The sequence below is a fragment of the Acinetobacter sp. TW_SC_4 genome, from assembly GCF_054861205.1.
The window spans coordinates 54,616-75,060 of sequence record NZ_JBSLRK010000002.1; the positions used below are offsets into that span (position 1 = coordinate 54,616).

14 protein-coding genes, 8 pseudogenes and 1 other annotated feature are annotated in these 20,445 nt (G+C 36.4%); of the genes and pseudogenes, 12 read left to right on the forward strand and 10 right to left on the reverse strand.

Annotated features, from left to right (window positions below; all coding sequences use genetic code 11):
• Positions 1 to 109: 109 nt before the first annotated feature.
• The 8 genes and pseudogenes from ACWM1W_RS15785 to ACWM1W_RS15820 form a co-directional block, all read right to left on the reverse strand.
• A complete protein-coding gene (locus ACWM1W_RS15785) occupies positions 110 to 2,776 on the reverse strand; it encodes an excinuclease ABC subunit UvrA (RefSeq protein WP_375726234.1) in 2,667 nt (888 codons plus the stop codon).
• Positions 2,777 to 2,819: 43 nt separating this feature from the next.
• Positions 2,820 to 4,041: pseudogene (locus ACWM1W_RS15790) on the reverse strand (IS256 family transposase).
• 93 nt (positions 4,042 to 4,134) lie between these two features.
• Positions 4,135 to 4,818, reverse strand: a pseudogene (locus tag ACWM1W_RS15795) (MDR family oxidoreductase); the annotation flags it as partial.
• Between the two features lie 76 nt (positions 4,819 to 4,894).
• The gene (istB, locus tag ACWM1W_RS15800; protein ID WP_075167882.1) at positions 4,895 to 5,668 is read right to left on the reverse strand and encodes an IS21-like element ISAba8 family helper ATPase IstB; all 774 of its coding nucleotides are present in this window, start codon (positions 5,666 to 5,668) and stop codon (positions 4,895 to 4,897) included.
• Complete coding sequence (istA, locus tag ACWM1W_RS15805) at positions 5,668 to 6,687, reverse strand: IS21 family transposase (protein WP_286716026.1); 1,020 nt, start codon at positions 6,685 to 6,687, stop codon at positions 5,668 to 5,670. The genes istB and istA overlap by 1 nt, the downstream gene beginning before the upstream one ends.
• A gap of 87 nt (positions 6,688 to 6,774) precedes the next feature.
• Positions 6,775 to 7,071, reverse strand: a pseudogene (locus ACWM1W_RS15810) (alcohol dehydrogenase catalytic domain-containing protein); the annotation flags it as partial.
• A gap of 81 nt (positions 7,072 to 7,152) precedes the next feature.
• Positions 7,153 to 7,797 (reverse strand): TetR/AcrR family transcriptional regulator, encoded by a 645-nt coding sequence (locus ACWM1W_RS15815; RefSeq protein ID WP_375726236.1) that lies wholly within the window; start codon positions 7,795 to 7,797, stop codon positions 7,153 to 7,155.
• 341 nt (positions 7,798 to 8,138) lie between these two features.
• Positions 8,139 to 9,038 (reverse strand): LysR family transcriptional regulator, encoded by a 900-nt coding sequence (locus tag ACWM1W_RS15820; protein WP_004779974.1) that lies wholly within the window; start codon positions 9,036 to 9,038, stop codon positions 8,139 to 8,141.
• 101 nt (positions 9,039 to 9,139) lie between these two features.
• Here ACWM1W_RS15820 and ACWM1W_RS15825 point away from each other — a divergent pair, with 101 nt between their 5' ends.
• The 6 genes and pseudogenes from ACWM1W_RS15825 to ACWM1W_RS15850 all read left to right on the forward strand — a co-directional run bounded on the left by ACWM1W_RS15825 (position 9,140) and on the right by ACWM1W_RS15850 (position 13,013).
• Positions 9,140 to 9,583 (forward strand): CidA/LrgA family protein, encoded by a 444-nt coding sequence (locus ACWM1W_RS15825; RefSeq protein ID WP_004779973.1) that lies wholly within the window; start codon positions 9,140 to 9,142, stop codon positions 9,581 to 9,583.
• A 2-nt stretch (positions 9,584 to 9,585) separates the two neighbouring features.
• Positions 9,586 to 10,269 (forward strand): LrgB family protein, encoded by a 684-nt coding sequence (locus tag ACWM1W_RS15830; protein WP_004779971.1) that lies wholly within the window; start codon positions 9,586 to 9,588, stop codon positions 10,267 to 10,269.
• A gap of 234 nt (positions 10,270 to 10,503) precedes the next feature.
• Positions 10,504 to 10,668, forward strand: a pseudogene (locus tag ACWM1W_RS15835) (IS1/IS1595 family N-terminal zinc-binding domain-containing protein); the annotation flags it as partial.
• Positions 10,669 to 10,680: 12 nt separating this feature from the next.
• A pseudogene (locus ACWM1W_RS15840) lies at positions 10,681 to 11,433 on the forward strand (transposase).
• Positions 10,956 to 11,072, forward strand: a sequence feature (AL1L pseudoknot). (Overlaps the previous pseudogene by 117 nt.)
• Positions 11,434 to 11,691: 258 nt before the next feature.
• Entirely contained in the window at positions 11,692 to 11,979 is a 288-nt protein-coding gene (locus ACWM1W_RS15845) for a transposase (protein ID WP_224214018.1), read from the forward strand.
• Positions 11,980 to 12,085: 106 nt separating this feature from the next.
• Positions 12,086 to 13,013 (forward strand): annotated as a pseudogene (locus tag ACWM1W_RS15850) (IS5 family transposase).
• A 131-nt stretch (positions 13,014 to 13,144) separates the two neighbouring features.
• Here the strand turns inward: ACWM1W_RS15850 and ACWM1W_RS15855 are convergent.
• Entirely contained in the window at positions 13,145 to 14,317 is a 1,173-nt protein-coding gene (locus ACWM1W_RS15855) for a replication initiation protein (RefSeq protein ID WP_004779966.1), read from the reverse strand.
• Between the two features lie 857 nt (positions 14,318 to 15,174).
• On the opposite strand from ACWM1W_RS15855, the gene ACWM1W_RS15860 reads away from it, so the two are divergent.
• The 3 genes and pseudogenes from ACWM1W_RS15860 to ACWM1W_RS15870 form a co-directional block, all read left to right on the forward strand.
• Entirely contained in the window at positions 15,175 to 15,948 is a 774-nt protein-coding gene (locus tag ACWM1W_RS15860) for a ParA family protein (RefSeq protein ID WP_001274705.1), read from the forward strand.
• Between the two features lie 13 nt (positions 15,949 to 15,961).
• The gene (locus ACWM1W_RS15865) at positions 15,962 to 16,873 is read left to right on the forward strand and encodes a ParB/RepB/Spo0J family partition protein (RefSeq protein ID WP_004779964.1); all 912 of its coding nucleotides are present in this window, start codon (positions 15,962 to 15,964) and stop codon (positions 16,871 to 16,873) included.
• Between the two features lie 648 nt (positions 16,874 to 17,521).
• Positions 17,522 to 17,831 (forward strand): annotated as a pseudogene (locus ACWM1W_RS15870) (transposase-like zinc-binding domain-containing protein); the annotation flags it as partial.
• Positions 17,832 to 17,862: 31 nt separating this feature from the next.
• Here ACWM1W_RS15870 and ACWM1W_RS15875 read toward each other — a convergent pair.
• Complete coding sequence (locus ACWM1W_RS15875; RefSeq protein ID WP_004729973.1) at positions 17,863 to 18,726, reverse strand: IS982 family transposase; 864 nt, start codon at positions 18,724 to 18,726, stop codon at positions 17,863 to 17,865.
• A gap of 104 nt (positions 18,727 to 18,830) precedes the next feature.
• On the opposite strand from ACWM1W_RS15875, the pseudogene ACWM1W_RS15880 reads away from it, so the two are divergent.
• The 3 genes and pseudogenes from ACWM1W_RS15880 to ACWM1W_RS15890 form a co-directional block, all read left to right on the forward strand.
• Positions 18,831 to 19,172, forward strand: a pseudogene (locus ACWM1W_RS15880) (IS1 family transposase); the annotation flags it as partial.
• A 149-nt stretch (positions 19,173 to 19,321) separates the two neighbouring features.
• Positions 19,322 to 19,675, forward strand: a complete 354-nt coding sequence (locus tag ACWM1W_RS15885) for an IS630 transposase-related protein (protein WP_375726244.1) — start codon at positions 19,322 to 19,324, stop codon at positions 19,673 to 19,675.
• Positions 19,676 to 19,718: 43 nt separating this feature from the next.
• Positions 19,719 to 20,078 (forward strand): transposase, encoded by a 360-nt coding sequence (locus ACWM1W_RS15890; RefSeq protein ID WP_375726246.1) that lies wholly within the window; start codon positions 19,719 to 19,721, stop codon positions 20,076 to 20,078.
• Positions 20,079 to 20,445: the final 367 nt, after the last annotated feature.

Genomic DNA, 20,445 nt, shown 5'->3' on the forward strand with positions numbered 1-20,445 from the left:
AGTTGAAAAAAACTTTTAGATTTCATGCTCACACACCACCTAAAACAAAAAATATCTAATTGATTTTAAAGTATTTTAATTTAAGTTTTTATTCTACCCACTCGCAATATCAACGTTTAGTATCACGACTCACTAACTCATTAACTAAATATGGAGCAGTACGGCTATCTTGATTTTCTGTTATTTGTTTTGGTGTTCCTACCACAACAATATTCCCACCAGCATTTCCAGCACCTGGTCCCACATCAATCACCCAATCTGCTTGTGCAACGGCACGCATATCATGCTCAATCATAACCACGGTATTACCCGCATCGACTAATCGCTGCAATTGAACTAACAATCGATCTACATCTGATGGATGCAAACCTGTAGTTGGCTCATCAAGTATATACAGTGTATTTCCACGCTGATTGCGTTGCAGCTCGGTCGCCAATTTAATACGTTGCGCTTCTCCACCAGATAGTTCAGTCGCTGGTTGCCCTAAACGTAAATAACCAAGGCCAATTTCCTTTAATAATTGTAGTGAACGAGCAATCGAGACCTCTCCATCAAAAAAATCACGTGCTTCATTGACGGTCATTCCTAATACTTCAGCAATATTACGTCCATTCCAGCGAATTTTCAGAGTGTCATCATTATATCGAGCACCATGACATGTCGGACAAGGGGCATATACACTTGGCATAAACAATAATTCTACACTGACAAAGCCTTCACCTTCACAAGTTTCACATCGCCCTTTAGCCACATTAAACGAAAAACGTCCAGCATCATAATGAGCTTGGCGAGCTTCAGGAGTCCCAGCAAATAACTTTCTAACATGATCAAATAAACCCGTATAAGTTGCCAGATTAGAACGTGGAGTACGGCCAATTGGTTTTTGATCAACCTGTACCAGACGCTGTATAGCCTCCACATCACCAGCCAGAGAACCCTGTGTAACCTCGGTAACCAACATTCCTTCATTTAAAGGATTATTTTCATTATTGTTTTCAGTTTCAGATTCATTGCCTAAATATGAAAGTACTAACTCGGGTAAAGCTTGAGAAACGAGACTAGATTTACCTGAACCTGAAATACCTGTAACTGCTGTAAGTACACCAAGAGGTATACGAGCATCAATATTATGCAGGTTATGTCGGTAAATATTGTTAAGTTCAAGCCAACCAGAGGGTGTACGTCCATAACTTTGAGTAACTGGGATTTTATTAAATAAATAACTTGCAGTACGTGAAGCTGAAATCTCACTTAAACCCTGAGGTACTCCACTATATAAAATATTACCACCTTGCTCTCCTGCATCTGGTCCAACATCCACTAACCATTGAGCACGACGCATGAGCTCTAAATCATGCTCTACAACAAATACGGAGTTTCCAGCGTCTCTTAATTTATCGAGAGAATCATATAATGACTGACTATCTGAAGGATGTAATCCAGCAGATGGTTCATCCAGTACATAAACTACACCAAATAGCATAGAACTTAATTGTGTTGCTAACCGCAAACGTTGTAACTCTCCCGCTGAAAGAGTCGGCGTGGCTCTATCTAATGTTAGATAACCAAGACCTAACTGGCGTAATTGATTTAAACGCCCCACCACACCATTTGCTAAACGCTGGGCAGCAATTTTCTTTTCATCTGAAAGTGCTGACGTACGTCTTACATCTGGAGATACAGAATGCACTGCTCTACCTGTTGTTGCTCGTTCAGATCTATCAAGTTGGGTTACTTTATTATTAGTCTTTTCTCCAGCATCATGAGCGTCGAAATTGCCAAGAACAATGGGCTCAAGCAGGCAAGTTAACTTATCCAAAGAAAGTTGCATAAACTCACCAATATTTACTCCAGCAAAGGTAATAGATAAGGCTTCTGGTTTAAGGCGTTTACCATGACAGGAAGGGCATATTTTTCCTTCCATAAAACGTGAAACACGTTTTTTCATCAACGTACTTTGGGTATTAGCAAAAGTATGAAGGACATAGCGACGAGCACCAGTGAAAGTGCCCATATAGCTGGGTTCTAGTTTACGTTTAAGTGCAGATTGAGTCTCAGCGGGGCTTAAACCAGCATAGACAGGAACTGTTGGGGTTTCTTCAGTAAATAAAATCCAGTCTCTATCCGATTGCGGTAAATCTTTCCATGGTCGATCAACATCATACCCTAGGGTTACTAAGATATCGCGTAAGTTTTGCCCGTGCCAAGCAGGTGGCCATGATGCGATAGCTCTCTCACGAATACTGAGTGTTGGGTCAGGAACCATTGTCGATTCTGTAACTTCATAAATGTGACCTAAACCATGACAGGTAGGACAAGCACCTTGAGGAGTGTTCGGTGAAAAGTCCTCGGCATATAACATTGGCTGATCGGCAGGATATGCACCAGCACGCGAATAAATCATTCGCACGAGATTTGATAAAGTTGTTACACTTCCAACAGAAGAACGGGTATTACTTGCACCACGTTGTTGTTGCAATGCTACTGCTGGTGGTAGACCATCAATAGCATCAACATCTGGTACTCCGGCCTGATCTATTAAGCGTCTTGCATAAGGTGCAACAGATTCGAAATATCTTCTTTGTGCTTCAGCAAAAATAGTTCCAAAAGCAAGTGATGATTTTCCTGAACCCGATACACCTGAGAAAACAACAAGTGCATTTCTTGGGATAGAAACATCTACATCCTTAAGGTTATGCTCACGTGCACCTCGAACTTCAATACAATTATTAGATAAAGTAATGTTATTGTGTTCACCAAAAGAATGTATTTTCATGTTTCTACGAGCCTGTAAATTATTTTGTGTAAGTCTCATTTTTTTATAAATGATCTTTTAATCGATCATCGAACTGAATCGTAAACCAATTGATTGCTAAACGCCAATTTTGAATTGGCATGGTCCATTTTTTAGCAGCATTTGAAGTTGCTAAATAAATGACCTTTTTCACTGAATCATCAGAAGAGAAGATCTTTCTCTTTTTAGTTGAATGGCGGATCACGCTATTCAATGATTCAATTGCATTTGTTGTATAAATCGCATGACGTATTTCAGCAGGATAGCTAAAGATCGTTCGGATATTTTCCCAATTTGCCCGCCAGGATTCTCCAATTTTTGGATACTGGTGATTCCATTGATCGCAGAAGATATCTTGGGACTTTAAAGCATTTTCCTCTGTACTTGCCTGATAGATCGCCTTCAATCCTGCTGTTACAACTTTGTAGTCCTTCCAGCTCACAAATCTCAGGCTATTGCGTACAACATGTACGATAACAGCTGGATATCAGTATGAGGGTAGACAGAGGCTATCGCATCAGGAAAGCCTTTTAGTCCTGAGATGCGCTGCTTCGCAAGGCAGGCTACAAGAATATCTTGCACTCCTCGATTTTTAAGCTCTGTCATGACTGATAGCCAGAATTTGGAACCTTCTGTTTGAGCAAGCCACATGCCAAGAAGTTCTTTTTGGCCATCCAGGTTAATGCCTAATGCTAAATAAACTGATTTATTGATTAATGTTGAATGCTGACGAACCTTAACAACAATGCAATCTAAATAGACAATAGGATAAAGACTATCGAGTGTGCTATTTTGCCATTCTGTCACTTGTTCAATGACAGCATCCGTCACCTTACTAATAAGGGAGGCAAATACATCGGCATCGTACATTTCTTTAAAAAAGCAACAATTTCTCTATTTTTCATTCCTTTCGCATATAACGAAAGAATTTGATCATCCATGCTAGTAATGCGTGTTTGATGCTTCTTAATAATCTGTGGTTCAAAAGAGCCATCACGATCACGAGGGATATCTAAAGCAAGCTGCCCATCTTGTGTTAGAACTGTTTTGGAGCTAAAACCATTACATGCATTAGATCCTTTCTTAGGTTGATGCTTTTCATAGCCTAAATGTTCAGAAAGCTCAGTATTCAGAGCGGTTTCGATCATGAACTTTTTAAATATGGCCGTCATTTGGTTTAAATCTTCAGGAGTTTTTAAACTTTTAGCTAATTCAGCTGCCATACTTTTGATTGTAGCTTCATCCATGTGAAGTACCTCTTTTTATTATCCTCAGTAGGATAAATGAAAATTAAGTACTTACACAAAATTTAGAACAGTCCCACAACTCATTTTGTTGAACTATATCTGTACAACAACTCTACCTCGAATTTTTCCATCTAAAATTTCATTTGAAATATTTAAAGCATCTGTCAACTGAATTTCAGTCGTTACTGTTTCTAATTTTGTCTGATCTAATTCTGTAGCCAAACGTTCCCATGCTTCTTTTCTTAATTCGATTGGTGCCATCACGCTATCAATTCCATATAAGGTAATCCCTCTTAGAATAAATGGAGCAACTGTTGCTGGAAAATCCATTCCGCCTGCCAACCCACACGCAGCAACTGCACCACGATATTTTGTACTTGCACATGCATTGGCTAAAGTATGGCTTCCAACAGTATCAATTACGCCAACCCAAACTTCTTTGTTTAATGGCTTTCCTGGGGAAGATAATTCAATACGATCAATAATTTCACTCGCACCTAGATAGGTTAAATATTCTGACTCTTGAGGTCGACCAGTTGAAGCTGTAATCTCATAACCAAGATGATTCAAAATAATAATGGCAATACTACCTACTCCACCATTTGCACCTGTCACTAAAATTTTTCCATCACTTGGTTTAATACCATGTTTTTGTAAAGCCATGACACACAACATTGCAGTATAACCTGCTGTACCAATAACCATCGTATCTTTAAAAGAAAAAGCAGAAGGTTTTTGTATGAGCCAATCACCAGAAACAGTGACTTGCTCGGCTAGCCTGTCAACGGCATTCTAAAATTGACCCCTTTTACCTTACAAATGGCAAAGTAAAATTGACCCCTTTGATCTCGTATTAAGTTTCAACCTGGGGCTGAATCCCAATTCTTTTTTTACCCTTCAAACGATAACTCTCACCCGATATTTGTACCACATGACAGTGATGTAATAGCCGATCTAACATCGCAGCGGTCAACGTGACATCATCCGCAAATGACTTAGACCATTGGCTAAAGGGTAAGTTACTCGTCAATATCGTACTGCCTTTTTCATAACGCTTGGCAATCACGTTAAAGAACAGATTCGCTTCTTCACGTCCAAATGGTAAATAACCAATTTCATCGATAATCAGTAACTTTGGTCCCAGTACCGCACGCTGCATATAGGTTTTCAATTTACCTTGCTGATAGGCTGTACTCAGTTGCAGCATTAAATCCGCTGCGGTAATGAACTTGATCTTAATGTTGTTCATGATGGCCTTATAGCCTAATGCCATAGATAAGTGCGTTTTTCCTACTCCGCTAGCCCCCAGAAACACCACATTTTCTGCTCTAGCAATAAAGCTCAGATTGAACAGTTCAATCACCTGTGATTTAGGGGCCCCTAGGGCATAATTAAAATCATAGTCTTCCAGGGTTTTGACTTGAGGCAGGCCTGAGAGTTTCATCAGTACCTGCTGACTGCGCTGTTGCCTGGCAGCATATTCATGCGTCAAGATTGCTTCAACAAAGTCGGCATAACTTCCATCCTGACCTAATGTTTGTTGTGCATGATGTGACCATTGTGATGCGATGGCAGGCAGATTGAGCTTTTGGCAAAGCTGCTCTATACGGTCGTATTGCAGATTCATCAGGAAACTCCTAGCAACTGATCATATACCGATAAGGGATGCTGCAAACTCTCGTAGGGCATGATATGCTGTGCTGCTGCAACAGGTACAGTGCCAGAACCTGTATCTGATTGCGGTAATGGCGTAAATTTTTGCTGCTCCTGTTGCAGTCGAACAGCCGGTTTTTCTTGCGTGGTGGCATGAATCCGCTGATTGGCGGTTTCATGCAGCCACCGGCCAATGTGGGCATTGGCGACATCAACATTTAACAGTAAACCCGAAGTCTTCAGGCTTGCTTTCAATGGCACAATAAAGCTTGATTTGAGGTATCCATTAAAGCGTTCAACTTTGCCTTTGGTCTGTGCACGGTAGGGCTTACATACGCGAGGACGAAAGCTGTATTTCTTGGCGCAGTCGAGCAGTTTGGGGTTCCATTTATGCTGCCCCTCCTGATAGGCATCCCGTTCAATCATGATCGTTTTAGCGTTATCAAACAGGATTTCTTGAGGTACTCCTGCAAAGAACTGAAATGCATTTTCTAGACCATCGATCCATGCATCGGTACGTTCATGATCATAAAATTTCACGAAAGTCGCTCTGGAATACCCTAATGTTGCGACAAAGGCTTTCAAAGTCGTGTTGTTGCGTCGAATCGTGGTGAAATCCACCTGCATTTGTTGGCCAGGTTGGGTTTCAAAACGAATGATCGGTTCCGGTTTAGCAACTGGTTTTAATGTTGCGAGATATTCCCTCAAGATCCTGATCTTTCCTGGATATCCCAACCTTAAAATTTCCTGGTAGAGCACAACAGCAGGAATCCATTCAGGATGAGCTGCGTTTACACGTTTGAGTAAATAGGGTTTATATGGATCAAGAATACTTGTTCTAGGTTGTGTACGCCGATACTGAGGTGTTTCCTTCTGCCGTAAATATTTACGTACGGTATTTCGGGACACCCCCAGTTCACGACTAATGGCTTTAATGGATTTACCTTGCTGATGAAGTATTTGGATTGTCACTGCTTGCTCCAAAGTTAACATGTTGAGCAGTCCAAAATGACCGCTATATTAACCAAGGGGGTCAGTTTTTAAATGCCGTTAGGGGGTCATTTTTACACTGCCGCTAACAAGCCCTCCAAAATACTTTTCACCCACTCCCCAACCATTCAGTAGAACTTCATCTCTTTCTTTCCATGCTGGATGTTTTGATTCAATCACAACACCCGAAAAATCGATGCCTGGGGTCAAAGGAAAACTACGCACCACTGGTGAACGCCCAGTAATGGCTAAAGCATCTTTATAATTGAGTGTTGAATATTTGACTTCGACTCTAACCTCTCCTTCTTGTAAAGGCTTTGATGCAATCTCAGTAATTTGTGATGTGTAACCTGCTTCATCTTTATTAATTACAATACCTTTGTACATAGAACTTCCTCTCCATTTAATTAGACTGATTGTCTAGAATTAATTAAAAAATAAATACAGACGTCTGCATTTATTTTTTAATTAACTTTTTACGTGATTTTGTTGTTTTACAGCTAAAGTAAACAAGCGATAAAATGCATCTAAGGGACTTGTTGATTTGACCAAACGTGCTCTTAGAACTGCACCTTCCCACCCAATCCAAAACTGATAAGCAGCTTCATCGCAATCAGCTAGGCTATATTGTGAATTTGACTGATGTAGGCAATCAGAAACTAATTTCTCCCATACCTTGAAGATACTTTCGATTCGGGCAATGATTTCTTGTGGCAAATACGACACTTCTTGTCCTAAGTTACCTAAAATACAACCTCGTTTAAAATCATATTTTTGCATTTTTTCACCCGCATCTTTTACAAAATTTTGCAGCTTTTCTAGTGGGCAAAGACCAGTTTGACTTAAAAACTTATTCAATCGCTTCACAAAATAAAGTTCATAAGCATCTAAGACTTCTAAAATAAAAGCCTCTTTATTTACAAAATAATGGTAGAAAGACCCTTTAGGAACTTGGACTGATTTCATGAGATCATCCAAGCTCATAGCATTCATTCCACGTTCGGTCAGTAACTCGATACCTCGGTGGATTAAAACTTCTTTAGTGTCTGCATAGTTACAACCGTGTTTGGTTGGTCGACCACGTGGTCTTTTGGGTGAGGAAGAATAATTCATATAATAAAAATAGACTATGTGACTAGAAATAACAACAATAAGATTATTTGATTGAAAATTTTATCTAAACGTCATCTAGTTCTCTTTTTTCACAGTACTTAGTCATTCATATAAATGCTCTTAAAAATCCTATAAGTTCATGAACTAATTTTTTATAAATTTCTATTATTTTTCTTCAAAATATTGAAATTAATAAATATATTGTAAAAATAATTTATAAACTAGATTTTAGGTAAACATAAGTTAAATAGACCTAAATTCCTTAATGCGATAGAACCGATGAATTAAACAGCCAAAACTGATTGTAACGACAATCAAAAACTGGTTGTAAAAGCATTGAACTAAAAGTGAATTTTCTGTTTATGATCTTTTACAATATTTAGCCATGCTCTAGTTGCAGGACTCATTGCTATAGTCGTATTCCAGGCCATACTTAAAGTCCAATTTAAACCTGGATTTTCCAATACGGCAGTGTTGAATTTTTCCTGATCTAATTGCTGGCAATATATTTGAGGAAGTAATGCGATTCCCATATTTGATTCAACCATTTTTGCAATAAAGTCCCATTGACTGCTTTTACAGACAACTTTAGGTTCAAAACCTACTGTATTTGCTGCTTTAATAATCATACTATTCAAAGTAAAGGTATCAGAAAATAATAGAAAGGATTCTTCTTTTAATTCGATCAAATTTACAGTTTTCCTATTTCTCCACTGTGAATCTTTTATGGATAGTAAGCACATTGCTGAATCAACAACTGGGATTGACGCAAAAGTCGGTCGAAAATTACCAAGTAAAATACCAACATCAATACGTTTATCTGCAATTGCTTCCTCAATACTATTTGAGCCTACCTCTAAAAAACTAAGCTGTATATCCGGATGTTGCTTATGAAATAAGGCAATAAGTGAACTAAATAAGACAGAACCTAATGGTGGTAAACCTAAAGTCAGTTTACCCTTTTTAAGTAACTTAACTTGCTCAATCGTGTTATATATTTTTTCATGTTCTGACAGTATGTTTAATGCATGCTGATAAATCAGTTCGCCTGTATAAGTCAGTACGACTTCACGTTTTCTTCCTGCTTCACCTTTTTTAAATAGTGCTGTTCCCAACTCTTCTTCTAAGCTTTTAATGATCTTGCTTAAAGTCGGTTGCGTCATAAACAAGCGTACTGCAGCTAAACTAAAACTCTGGCTATTAACAGTTTCAACAAAAATTTTAAGTGATTTTAGATCCATAAATTATTCCAATATAGAATAATATTTATAAAATTATTCATTATTTCACATACGTACAGCATATAAAATTACCTTATCTTCAAAATCAAGCTGTGATATTAATGCCTGTACAAATCGAACATCCGACCCGACTCAAATATATCAGTAAAATCATTTTGCAAATCAGTTTATTACTTGCTTTCTGGTGGATTGGCAGCATACTTCAATCCTTATTTAAACTTCCAGTATCTGGTGCAGTGATCGGGCTTTTTATTGTTTTAGCAGGTTTATTGACTGGATTTTTTAAACTTGAATGGATCAAGAGTGGCTCCGATTTTATTTTGGGTGAATTGGTTTTATTCTTTATTCCCTGTTTTGTTGGACTAATTAAATATAAACATCTTTTTTTAACAGAAGGCTGGCAATTAATCTTTGCTGTTATTCTGGGCACCATTTGTGTCATGGTGGTTACAGCATATAGTGTACATCTTGGCTTTCATTTTGAAAATAAAATCAAGAATAATCGCTCCCAATCTCTGCGTAATATAGATCAGGATGGAAAATAATCATGACTTTAATCGCCATTGTTTGTCTGATTTCAACTTTACTTTTTTATACTGTCGTAAAAAAAATCCATCAAAAATATCCTTATCTCATTTTATCACCAGCGATACTACCCCCTATCCTTCTGATTATTTTAATCTTATCTTTGAATATATCTTATGATACGTATATGCAAGATAACCAATGGATTGTCTGGATGTTAGGCCCTGCAACAGTCGCCTTTGCCATTCCAATTTATGAATACCGTGAAATAATCAAAACACATCTACTTTCTATCAGTATGGGCGTGGTGATAGGGATGCTAGCAGGAATGATCAGTTCATTTTATTTGGCTAAGCTGTTTAATTTTGATCAGTCAACGACCTATAGCTTAATGGCGCGTTCCATTTCTACACCTTTTGCAATGGAGTTGAGCAATCATATAGGTGGCTCTGTCGAACTGGTTATTTTGTTTACCATGATTACTGGTGTTATAGGTATGATCATTGGTGATATTGTGCTAGCCGCCTTACCGTTAAAATCTCATTTTGTCATGGGTGCATCTTTGGGCAACGCAGCACATGGATTTGGAACGACTAAAGCCTATAGTCGTGATAAAGAAGAAGGGGTGATTGCCAGCTTAACAATGGTACTTGCTGGTATTTTTATGGTTTTGGTAGGTCCTTTTCTGGTTCATCTGCTTGTATAGTTTGGTTCTGTCATATTAAGGAATTTAGCTACATTCAAGATAGTGGTGATTATATGAATGCAAAAATGCGAGCTTATACCTCCCATTTTAGTCTTTAATTCACTTTTTCGCTTCGTCATAAACTATGCTATCAGCTCGTTTTCTAACGGTGTTCAGCAAGATAACTACCTAATCATCTTCGGTGGTGTTTCAATATGCTGAAAAAAATAGGTTGGCTTTTGATAAGATAGTGAGATGCAAATAACACTAGAAATCAAATGTCCAACCTGTCTAAGTGACAGTATAAAGAAAAATGGCTTCAAACTATATGGTAAGCAAAAATATCAATCCAAAAACTGCAAGCGTCACTTTATTGGTGATCATGCTCTTAGTTATCGAGGTTCTCATTCTAATATAACGTGTAGTGTTCCGATGAAAGAACCCAAATATACCCCTGAAATCAGAGAAAGAACGGTTCAATTATTGATTGAATCTGAAAAAGATTATCCATCGAATTCGGCTGCAATCACAGCAATTGCGCCTAAGATTGGTTGTACTCCTGAAACACTACGTGTTTGTTATCAAAAGCATTTAGATCAGCAAAATCCTATTAAAGTACAACAGATATCTGATCAAGAAAAAATGAAGCAAATGGAACGTGAAATTAAAGAATTAAAGCGTGCCAATGAAATTCTACGTAAAGCAGCCGCTTTTTTCGCCCAGGCGGAGCTCGACCGCCTACACAAATAATGGTGGATTGTATCCATAACAATAAAGACCTATCTGGCGTTGAGGCTATTTGTAAGATTTTACCGATCGCAGCTTCAACCTATTACCGAACTTTAGATCTCGCTGACAATCCAGAACATCGAGCGAAACGAGATCTACATGATGAGCATCATGCGGAACAAATTAAACGAATTTGGAAAGAAAGTTCAGGTCGATACGGTGTGCGTAAGGTCTGGCAACAATTGAAACTTGAAGGCTATGTTATTGCACGTTGTATTGTGGTTCGCTTTATGCAGAAGCTAGGTATACAAGGTGTTGGGTGTGGTTAAGAATAAACAAAATCTTGAAAATTTTATTGAAGTTATTCTTTTTAGGATTCGTACGGGCTGTCCATGGAGGGATTTACCTGCTGCTTTTGGAGAACCAAATTCCATATTCAAGAAGCTTTCCCCATAGTCAAAAGACAATAACTTATTAAAAAATATTAAAGTTAATTTGATCTGATGCTGATTCGGAATAGGTGTCTAATGATGCCCGTAATGTGAGGGCTCTGCAGCACGCTACAGGAATCAAGGATCAAGCAATCTCAAAAAGTATCAGTGGAAACAGTTCTAAAATTCATTTGGGGGGGATTCTAATGGGAATCCTGTATAGTTTCTAATAAAGGATGGCACAATACACGATATAAAAGTGGCATAGAACTTAGTTAACAACATAGACCTAAATAAGACAAAAATTCTCTATGCTGATAAAAGGTATGACTCTGAGTCATTGAGAAAACAGATAGAAAATACTGGTAATAAAACCAATATTTCCAAAAAATCTAATACGCTTTCAAATAATGATCATATGGGTTGTTATTTTTATAAAATCAGGCATTTAATTGAGAATACCTTTGCAAGGCTAAAGCAATTTAAAGTAATCGCCACACGCTATGATAAATTGGCTCAAAACTTCTTATCAGCGATCTACCTGGCTTCAACAATCATCTGGCTTAATTAATGACACGCCCTAGTAATTTTAGAAATAAATTTACAGATAAGATTAAAAGTTCTAAAACGATTTTGTTGCACGAAACTACTTTACTCTTAAAGGCTTCTTTAGCAATATAGTTTCCAGGACACCTACATCTAGAATCCACCCTATAACCAATTGGTCCTCGTATAACTAAACTTTAATCAAGCGAGGAAATATATCAATCTGGTTTGACCCTAAGACCCAATGGTATGCACAACCACAAAGCAAGCACGAACGAAATCAAACTTATTCCGATAAAGCCATTAAATGCTATTTAATGATCAAATCCTTTTTCCATCTTTTTTTATTCATGGCCACAGGCTTTGTTCGAAGTCTAATTAAACTCTGTAGCTTGAATTGGAGAGTACTAGATTACTCTGTCCTCTGTAGATGACAAAAGCATATTGATATTGCGATAAGCTATTAAAAAATTCGTGATAGGTTACTGATAAGTTACACCTATTCATCGACTCTACGGGTTCAAGATCTTTAGGTGAAGGTGAATGGAAGCGTAAGAAACATCACCCAGAATACCGTCGAATGAGATAAACTTATTGTATAGATGTTGAAACCATGCAAATTGGAGCCGTTCACCTTGCGACAAATAATGTGAGTGATTCACAATTACTCAGGATTTGCTGGACCAAATTCAGTCAGATGAGCGAATAGATTCTGTCTATACCGATGGGGCGTAAGACATAAAATGCTGCAGAGAAGTGATTTCAGACTGATGAGCACATACTGTCATTACTCCAGAAAAAAAATGCAAAATTCTAAAAAGATCAAACAACAGAATCTTTAGAGAAAAACGAATTATTAAAAACAGTCAAATGTCTAGGTAGAGCTGTTTGGAAAAAAGTCAGGTTATCATCGATGCAGTTTGATTAAAACCAAGGCGCATTGCATTAAATTATTAGGAGATGAGTTGACGGAAAAACATTTTTAAAGTCAGGTATGAGATTCATCTACGGGTAGCAGTTTTGGATAGATTTACGAAATTAGGCAAACTTTATACCTAATTTGCCTAACTTAGGAAGGATCTATTTCTAAAGCCTATATGCAATAGAGCCTTTTTTCTTCTATAGTCCTTACCACTTGTATTTTTAAGAACATATATCTCCAAAAGTGTAGCAAGTTGCTACACTTTTTTCTAAATAAGGTCTTTACCAAAAATATCATTCAGTCTTTCACGAATACTTTGAACGAATTCCGGATTATTTTTAAGTTTATGCTTCATGTTTCGTTTAAAGTCATTCAGCCCTATACCAATTTCAGCAAAATCCATTTGGAATAAAGTGTCATTAATGACAATATTTGCTTGAGAGTCAGTGAGACACCCTACTTTTTTAAACCACTTCTTGAACTGCTGATAATTTTCATCATTATTAAAAATATACCAGGAACGTACATTCATATCGAATTTAGCACCTAACTCTTTTACGAATACATTGTCTTCAAATGGAACATCAAGATAGATTTTTTCAATTACTGCCATTTCATCCGGTGCTTTATCAGCAATCCGATGATGCAGTTTAAAATTCACACCTACAATTGGACGGCCTTTTTTAACAGTTTCATACTCTAATTGTAGATCTGTATTTTCGTTAATTTCTGCCACTATTTTGTCTAATACATAGCGCCTGAAATCTACCCAACGATCATATTTTGTTTCATTAATATCAATCAGTGCTTTCAAGTTTTCTAAAAGTAATGGCACTTCATAACTCTTCTGGTTGGCATACTTGAATTCGTTTTTAATGAAATAAGTATAAAGACTCATACTGGCAACAGAATCTAGGGCAAAAAGATGTTTTAGCTGATAGGTAGTAAAATTACCCCCAGCCAGTTGAGTGAAATACGGCAACACTTCACTAGTAAAACGAATCTGAATCGCATTTTTAGAGTCATCTTCCCATCTTAACTCACGGATAATGGGAACGACAGAATGTACTTTTTTAGTCTTTCTCTTACCATTATCAGCAGGCTCCTCAATAATAAAATGAGCTACCCGGGATGAAAGCTCTTTATAGATCCGATCTATTGCAACATTAATTGAGTTACGTTTATTTAATCCTAGTAAATCTGCCAAATCATCCTTATACAAATAAATATAAGTTTGTTCGGTAATTTCACCATCTACCCTATTTTTCTCACTATAATTCGCAACCGCCATTGCATATAGAAGTGCCTTATATTCATTGGATGACAACTCGATTGGGCGAATTAAGCGGTTACTGGTACTGACAACGCCATTATGGCGAATGTTGCCTATACAGTAGGGAATATAATTCGTTTCTTCTTGCAATGGTTCAGATTCTGTCATAACCGTGATATTTATAATTTGACTTAGTTTTTATATACAAAAGTGGAAAAACTTTCAAGACTTTCACCACAAGATTCTAAAAGTGGAAGGTCCGTCATCAAAAAAAGCGTTATTATCCGGTTTTTTGCTTTTAAAGTGGAATTTAATAAAGTATTTCCACCCTACAGTGACAGACCTTCCACCTTTAGCCCCCGAAATTACAGTTTAGAATGACTATTTTTACTTTTTTCACCCACATTCAGATAGGTTAAGTTAAATAGAAACCCTGATGTGACAAGGCTTCCACCTTTCAGTTAGATTTGAAAGGTATAACTGCACATATAATCATCAGGAAATATCCAATAAAAACAGATTATCCACAGGTCAAAAATACACAGTGACAACCTTTCCACCTTTAAAGCTTATTTACGGGACTTTATTAACAACCTAAATTATTGTTTTTTTAATATATTTTTTTAAAAAACAGCAGTTTAAAAAGTAGCAGTGACAAACCTTCCACCCTAGTGACAGACCTTCCACTTTACAGTGACAGACCTTCCACTTTACGATGACAAACCTTCCACCTTAGAGTGACAGACCTTCCACCTTACGGTGACAAACCTTCCACTTTACGGTGACAAACCTTCCACTTTTAAAGAAATAAGTATTTGTTTTATATAATAAAAATATGCTCTTAATTATTAATTAGCTAAATAACTAATTATTCTAATTATTAATTAAGCTAGCCTAGTTAAAGATTTATTTTTTAAGCTGTTTTACATCTGAACAAATAGGATTTATAAATTTAAAAACTATAGTAAGATGAGTGAAAGTTATTTATATTACTAGACATTCAAATACGGAAGCATCTGACACGCATGTCTGCAAAAATTATTACTGTTGCTAACCATAAAGGCGGATGTGGCAAAACAACGACTGTTGTGCACCTCGCCTCAGAACTTGCCAATCTGGGCAATAAAGTTTTAGTCATTGATTTAGATCCTCAAGCAAACGCAAGTTTACATATTGGGATCCAACATCCAAGCGAAATTGTTGTGACTACAGCAGAATTACTGGTGGGCGATATTTCGTTGTTGGCAGATGCATTACAAGAAGAAACGAACTTTGAAAAAGTATCATTAATTTATGGTTCCTTGAATTTAGGAAAAACAGAAGACCAACTAAAAGAAGAAGCTCCCCGTCCTTCTGAAGAGTTAAATATCAAGCTAGAACTGTTAAAAGATCTTTATGACTTCATATTGATTGATTGTCCACCTAGTCTTAAATTATTAACCAGCAATGCGCTGGCATCTTCAACCCATGTCATTATCCCTATCGAATCCGGATCACAATATGGACTGTATGGGGTAACAGATCTTTTAAACCATCTTGAAAAGATCAAACGTATTAATCCAGATTTAGAGCTTTTGGGCGCTTTACTGATTAAGCATGATGAACGTCAGAATGTTTGTAAACTGATTCGGGATGAAGCCTTGAAACAGGTGGGAAAAATTTTAGAAACCACCATTCCTCAAAGTACTAAAGTCAATCAAGCAGCGATTCTGCAACAATCACTTTTGAAAGTAGAAAAAAATTCAAAAGTACGTAAGGCTTTTGAAAGCCTTGCCAATGAAATTGTAGCGAAAGTTTAAACCTGAGAGCATTATGGCAAGCACCAAGGAGCTTTTAGCTCAGAAACTGAAACAGAATACAGAAAAACACCAGCAAGCACAGAAAGACAATATTAAAGAGCTAAAAGAGTTTAGACGTAATGTCCCTATTGAGGATATCAGCCGCAGTCCAAACCAGCCGCGTAAAGTCTTTGAAGAGTCACAGTTAAAGGAACTGGCGGATTCTATTAATGAAATCGGCCTCTTGCAGCCCATTACAGTGCGTAAACTGGATAATCTGAAATATGAACTGATTGCAGGCGAGCGACGCTTACGGGCGCATCAGTTACTCGGTAAGTCTGTGATTGAAGCCATTATCATTGATGCAAATAATGTAGAAGCATCTTTGTTAACCTTGGCAGAAAATTTAAAGCGTCAGGATCTAACAGATTATGAAATTTTTATTGGCCTGAACTCTCTCGATGAGAAATTAAAGAAAAACAAGCAACGTTTAGCCAATTCACTGGGTTTAAATCGCGAAGATATGTACAAGTATTTAGCGTACGAAAAGCTGCCTCAAGCAATTTTAAATGACCTTGATGTGGAACCAGGCCTGCTAGGTCGTACTGCTGCAACTGCATTCAAAAAATTTTTATCGGATCATCTGGAACAACTTTCTGAGGCCGAAACGGCTTTACTCGGGGCTTGGGAAAAAGTAAAAGACAAAAAACTTGAGCAAAGCAAAGTTACTGCCTATGCTGAAAAATTATTGAGTCAAGATCCAGAAAAACTGACCACGACATCAGTGGTCAGAAAAATTGAATATGCGGGTAAGATTGCGGGGAATATTAAACTGAATCAAAAACAGCTTAAGGTTTCTCTGAATATCTCGGAAATTGACGAAGCCAGTTTATTACAACTAGAAGATTTTTTAAAACAGCTGATTCAAAAAAGCGAAAAAGTGTAGCAAGTTGCTACACTTTTTTTAATAACTTCAAAACAATTACATTCTCATGCATTATTGAAATTTATTTTCTTCAGTACACTCATTTGTATTTGGTCTTTGAGAGACTATTGCTGCGGCCAGATATTAAATTCTGATGTTCTTCTAGCCGACCAATTTTAATTTTATAGTTATCCGGAAATGTTTTTATATCCTACATATTCACTCCCTATTTTCACGTTTTTATATGAGAATGATCAATCAATATCAGGTTCTGATGGATAAATTTATATGCTGGTCGAACACAAATAATTTAAATTCGCTTGATGGCGGTCTTTAAATTTAAGTTATTAATGTCAGCTGGAGAACCAGCTAAGCCAAGAACCATGTTAGATAACAGACTACCCGGAAAAAGCTTACAGGATCGAGTCGTAGTAAATTTGGTAAGAAAGATGGCTTGAATCCACTTTAAATTCGGCTAGAGATTTAATGAGAATAAAATAGCAACTAATAATATATAGTTGTTGAAGTTCAGGTTTTAGTTCATTTAGCTGGTAAGTTCGAATGAATTAAATAATTTCTCTTTGATTAAAGTTCAATCCTTATATTCATTTGGTGGTGTCTTAAAAAGTATGCTGAAAAAAACAGGTTGGCTTTTGATAAGATAGTGAGATGCAAATAACACTAAAAATCAAATGTCCAACCTGTCTAAGTGACAGTATAAAGAAAAATGGCCTCAAACTATATAGTAAGCAAAAATATCAATGCAAAAACTGCAAGCGTCACTTTATTGGTGATCATGCTCTTAGTTATCGAGGTTGTCATTCTGGTATAACAAATAAAATACTACACCTGATGGTTAGAGGTAGTGGTTTAAGGCATATTGCAGGCATTGAGTAAATCCATTTATCAAATTTCTCTTGAGCAAAAATATTATGAATGTCTTGAAGTTGATGAGTTTTGGACTTTTGTAGGGAATAAAAGAATAAATAACCTGAGTTCGATGAAATATTTTAGCTTTTTAGCAAGTTTTGGAAAGTTGGCTTATTTGGATTTAAGCAATAAGCCACTATAGCAGCCATAATATTCACCATAAAGTTATTCACCGAACGATGACGTGAATGGTCAATTTGATGTAAGTTTTTTAACTGATCATTCACTGTTTCGATCAATCCTCTTCTGCAAAGCAATTGTTTTTCTTCTTCAGTTTGGATGGGTTTATTTTTCATATTCTTGCGTGACGGGGTTAATAGTCTGAGCCCCCTTGCTGCTAAAGCTTCAGTTTTTGCTTTACTCAGATAGCCTTTATCGCCCAGTAAAATACCTTTTAACTCTTGGGTTAAAGATTCAAGTACAGCAACATCATGAACACTTCCCGATGTAATCTTGAGATTAATAATTTCACCCAAGTTGTTGATAACAATATGGACTTTAAATCCATAAAACCAACCTGTGCTACTTTTACCACGACCAGCTAAGCCTTTAAATACACGATGTCTTTTAATTCTAAGATTATGGCAAACGACCAATTTAGTCGAATCAATAATACAAATTCCGGTATCTTCTCCTTTAACTTGATGGAAGAAACTACTCAAAGCTTGCAAACAACGCGGCATAATTTCAATAAAACGATTGTAACTAAGAAGCTTGGGAAAAGCTGATTTCCAAAATGGGATGATCATATGACAATAAAAATATTTGAAAAATCTAAACCCGGATTTATGAAATAAAATGACAATGGTCATGACTTCAGACAAGCTTAAAGCTGACTTTTTCATTGTTGTTTTTTGATCAGAAATTAGAGCTTTCTCTAAAGATTCATTAAACTTTTTGCAGAAATCATCCAAGATACAAAATAATTCGGTAATATAGTCCATGAAAAAGCCTTGCTCTGAAATGTTTTGTCTTCGTAACCAAGATATTACAGATGCTAAGGCTTTTTTTTATTTATTTTTTATGTCGAACTCAGGTTAAATAATTACTTATTTACGCTTACCATAGAGAAACAGGAGAGATTGTGACTTATTTTTGGGATAAAGAGATCTAGCTACAGTCCAACGACTGAAGGAAAAGTGGAAGCAGTTAGGTATTCATTATACCCGAATTTCAAGTGATCAATCGGATAGTTTTATCACTGCATTTAAAGATTTTGAGTAAAGTATTGGTAGGTTTTTTCACTGTAGGTATTGAAGGAAATAATTGCAAAATAAGGCATCAGATTAGATGTTGCTTTAGGAAAAGTTGTAATTTTTCAAAAAAGCTTGAAAGCCACTTTAAAGCTTTCGACTTAACCTTATTTTATATCAATAATGGCTTCATTTAATCTCAGCATACTTTTTGCAACACTACCTATTCATTTAAATCAATATAGGAATTAAAAAGTGTAGCAACTTGCTACACTTTTTAGTTGCGAACAAATCGCAGTAAATGAAATGCTGGCTTATATAGCCAAGTTCTAAAATATTAACTACAATGCAAACTATGGGATATTCAAAAGATTTTAAAGACAAAGTCATTGAGATTATGACTAGAGATAAAATGTCTGTGCGAAAAACAGCACAGCATTTCAGTGTTTCTACACATACAATCCAACTGTGGCAAAAGTCCACAGAGCAAAAACCTATTCCTGGGCGTCCAGCTAAAATTATTGAAGCACAAATATTGGCAGATATTGAAAAATATCCTGATGATTATCAGTATGAACGAGCTGAACGTTTGGGAGTAAGTACTCATGCTGTATTTAATGCATTACATAAAGCAGGAATATCACGTAAAAAAGACGTTAACTCCTCCAAAATCAGATGCTCGTTAACGAGAACAATTTAAAAATTTAATTGAAGATTTAGAACCTGAACTTCCCTTAACTTATATTGATGAAAGTGGGTTTCAGAGTGATGATACCCGCTCCCACAGCTATAATCATAAAGGTACACGAGCAGAAGGTACATTTAATTGGCAAATTAAGAACAGTTGTAATGCCATTGGAGACTTGATTAAAAATAAGTTACTGACTGTGAGTTTATTCAACTGCTCTATCACGACAGAAGTATTTGAGGGTTGGATTGAGCATGATCTATTGCCGAAATTAAAAGAGAAAAGTGTTTTCATCATGGATAATGCGACGTTTCATAAAGGTAAAAGTCTTAAAAAATTAATCCAAGAAGCAGGCCATTACCTTGTATGGTTACCCAAATATAGCCCTGACTTAAATCTGATAGAAAAAATGTAGGCTCAAATAAAATCAGTTAGGAAAAGACTTAGAATTAAGGATATAGATTTATTATTCAAAGAACATTGCAGTAACTTATTTGGAATTTAGCTATAGTGTATAGAGGCTTAAAAAATTAATTAATTTATGTCTATGAAAAAATAAAAATAAATTTTCATATATCAATGATGTATGGTTATTTTTTATAATAAATAGCCTAAGCAATTATTAGTAAATAGATGTTTTTTGGATATGGTATAATTAGCTAAAAATCCAGACATCAGTGGTAAATTAAAATAAATCTTAAAGGATGCCAGCCTTAAACTACAGCTTTAATTTTTGTCTACATACAGCAGTCCAAGACGTTACCCAGTGTCACGTTACTGAA

Bases quoted from the DNA above. Each gene is read 5' to 3' on its own strand.
- ACWM1W_RS15885 (WP_375726244.1), top strand. From the start codon at position 19,322: ATGCAAACTATGGGATATTCAAAAGATTTTAAAGACAAAGTCATTGAG.
- ACWM1W_RS15830 (WP_004779971.1), top strand. From the start codon at position 9,586: ATGACTTTAATCGCCATTGTTTGTCTGATTTCAACTTTACTTTTTTAT.
- ACWM1W_RS15825 (WP_004779973.1), top strand. From the start codon at position 9,140: ATGCCTGTACAAATCGAACATCCGACCCGACTCAAATATATCAGTAAA.
- ACWM1W_RS15820 (WP_004779974.1), bottom strand. From the start codon at position 9,038: ATGGATCTAAAATCACTTAAAATTTTTGTTGAAACTGTTAATAGCCAG.
- ACWM1W_RS15875 (WP_004729973.1), bottom strand. From the start codon at position 18,726: ATGGACTATATTACCGAATTATTTTGTATCTTGGATGATTTCTGCAAA.
- ACWM1W_RS15865 (WP_004779964.1), top strand. From the start codon at position 15,962: ATGGCAAGCACCAAGGAGCTTTTAGCTCAGAAACTGAAACAGAATACA.
- istA (WP_286716026.1), bottom strand. From the start codon at position 6,687: ATGTTAACTTTGGAGCAAGCAGTGACAATCCAAATACTTCATCAGCAA.
- ACWM1W_RS15785 (WP_375726234.1), bottom strand. From the start codon at position 2,776: ATGAAAATACATTCTTTTGGTGAACACAATAACATTACTTTATCTAAT.
- ACWM1W_RS15855 (WP_004779966.1), bottom strand. From the start codon at position 14,317: ATGACAGAATCTGAACCATTGCAAGAAGAAACGAATTATATTCCCTAC.
- ACWM1W_RS15860 (WP_001274705.1), top strand. From the start codon at position 15,175: ATGTCTGCAAAAATTATTACTGTTGCTAACCATAAAGGCGGATGTGGC.
- ACWM1W_RS15815 (WP_375726236.1), bottom strand. From the start codon at position 7,797: ATGAATTATTCTTCCTCACCCAAAAGACCACGTGGTCGACCAACCAAA.
- istB (WP_075167882.1), bottom strand. From the start codon at position 5,668: ATGAATCTGCAATACGACCGTATAGAGCAGCTTTGCCAAAAGCTCAAT.